Here is a 2,488-nt window from a genome sequence, read left to right as displayed (position 1 = left end):
TAATCCAGAGGAAAAGGCATTCTCACCATCCTTTGCCCACTGCATCAGCTCTGTCTTGTAGAATGTCCAGTCATCTGGTTTCGACAGCATAAATACATGCATCGCTTTCCAGCTCAGACAATGATCGTACAAGGATGTATTATTTATGACCGTATAGTTCTTATTTTTCTCTACTCTGACGATGGAGCCCCTCTTCTAAAAATTTGAATGACATGTCCCTTGCAGGTTATATACAAATTTTTAGATAGGTGAGGGACATTTCTCCAAACAAAAACACCCGTTTTTAACGAGTGTTTTTGCGCTAAAGTTCAAGTGAATTTGTATAGCAAATTACGCTTGAATCATTCATTGTGACATATTGGGCACTTTTACTTGATTTTTTTATCTACCAAGTATTTTGATTCAATATACAAACCAGAGATTTCTCCATTATCAGGATATTCATCAATATAAGACCAACCTCCAATTGTTCCATATACATGAACTTTTTTCCCAGTTTGAATTAATCTAGCACTTCCAAATGCTTTGCTTGCAATGAGGTACGAGTTGATATAGTCAGTTGAATTGCTAATATATTTCACTACTGGTTTAGGATTCGTAATAGCACTTGTTTTAACATAGCCTATGATGTTTCCATATTGAACATACGAATAACCATTCTTCATCTCTCCGTAATTATGCATTAATATTCCAGAGCTGATGGTTCCCACTGTATTACTGTCTGCTAGTGGTTTTTCTTTCACTACTACACCACTTTTAGAATTAGATCGACTAATTGTGTACGGTAAATCAAATTCAATTTGATTTATTGCAACAAATCCATACTGACCATTAAATATAATAGGCAACCATCCATCCTCTGCGGTGTGGATAGAAATAACGAATTCTCCACCTTTAATAGTGCCGATTGTTTGGGATGAATTGGAAGGTAATTCCTTAACAGTTGCGCTAGATTTTGAAACCTTTAAAGTATACTTCAACCCACTCACATCAAAATCTGCCAGGCTTTGATTTTTTGCATATGTATTGTCTTCACTCCAAAAAAATCCACTCAACAGCACACACAAAAATGTAATTATTATGCCTAATTTCTTCATAACAAATCATTCCTTTCTCCTCACTAATATTGCATAAAACTTTCCTTCTTCCCCTCTACTATACATGGATAACAAAGGAATTTCTATTATTATCTTCATCTGCTATTTACTTCAAAATAAACAACCTATGCTCCCAATAAAAGACAGACATTTTGAAAAATCCTTTTTACTAATACAGAAAGTGCGCTTTGTATTATAGACACATACGTAATCTTCGTTTCATCCATCTACTGTTTTAAATATAGAATAAGCAAAATAGCCACCCCAGCCAATTAGCTATTGATTTAACTTTTCAATTCTGTAAGCCATGGAATAGGGCATTGTTCTAGAAGAGACCATATATTTTGTCGATGCTTTGTATGATCACATCCTTTCGGCACATAAAAAATAGACACCTCATTTTTGAAGCGTCTACCTAATTCATATGCAAACTTTCAGTGAGAGTATCTAGTCGTTCTTTACTTTTCGAGGATATATAGTCATATCAACGCCCTTCCGGAAAGGTAAATTGGTTTATTTAGTCCTTGAAAAAGTTAGATACGTCCAATGTTTATGCAAATAATCTAATTTTCATATAAAAATAAGTTAATAACATCACTTCAAACGGAAATATTTCCCACAAAATTCAGTGATCGCTTCACCTCTGCCTCAAAATCAATTTCCTCATTTTGAAAGCTCCTTCCATCGTTTTGTACTCTCTCGATACGCTCTAAATAATTTTTCAGTTTCTGCTTCAATATCCATCTCTTCATTTTTCACACTCGGCTCAAGAGCTTTCTGTGATGGTGTTTTATGGAACCATTCTGGCACAATCTCCACATATCTTCCCTGCTTCTGTTGCGCATGCTTATTTTTAGTCATAGCAAAGCGCCGTTTCGCCTCTTCTGCTTGCGCTAACGTTTTAACATTTTGCTGTGACCAGCCTTTTAAAATCGTTTCTACATAGTTCCAACGAACCACGTTATTTTCAATCGCTAGCTTCATCGCATGAATCACCAGCTCATCCCCCATAGCATCTATCCATGCAGCTATTTTTTCACGAATATATGAAGATAGGATACCGAAGCCATTCTCATGATAAAATGTGATAGCGTTTATTGGTGTAGCCTGTTCATCATTATTCTTTAGTAAATCAGTATTTAATAGATTAGTACTTACTAAATTAGTATTTAGTAGTTCTTGATTTTCCACGGATGGTTTTTCCATAGATGGTTCGACCACAGATGCATTTTCCATGTGTGGTAAATCGGAGGATGGTTCATCATTTTGCGGCACTTCATAAACAACCGTCACCCACTCAAATTTTCCACTCTGGTTGCGGCGTCGCTCTTTTTTCACATAACCGAGTTGCTTCAATTCCTTTAATCCAGAGGAAAAGGCATTCTCACCAT

General features: G+C 35.8%; 2 protein-coding genes. Both read right to left on the bottom strand.

Features of this window, described 5'->3' with window-relative positions; all coding sequences use genetic code 11:
* Positions 1-368: 368 nt before the first annotated feature.
* On the bottom strand, positions 369-1,097 hold the full coding sequence (locus C9J34_RS21290) for an SH3 domain-containing protein (RefSeq protein WP_107842161.1): 729 nt from the start codon (positions 1,095-1,097) through the stop codon (positions 369-371).
* 663 nt (positions 1,098-1,760) lie between these two features.
* Positions 1,761-2,488: DnaD domain-containing protein (locus C9J34_RS21285; protein WP_107842160.1), on the bottom strand; the 728-nt coding region annotated here is incomplete at its 5' end.

This window comes from Metasolibacillus meyeri, assembly GCF_003049505.1.
Classification (GTDB): domain Bacteria; phylum Bacillota; class Bacilli; order Bacillales_A; family Planococcaceae; genus Metasolibacillus; species Metasolibacillus meyeri.
Note: the sequence above shows the minus strand (reverse complement) of the source record. Positions and strands in the feature narration are given on the sequence as shown.

Excerpts from the sequence above, each read along its gene's own strand:
- C9J34_RS21290 (WP_107842161.1), bottom strand. The coding sequence starts at position 1,097 with ATGAAGAAATTAGGCATAATAATTACATTTTTGTGTGTGCTGTTGAGT.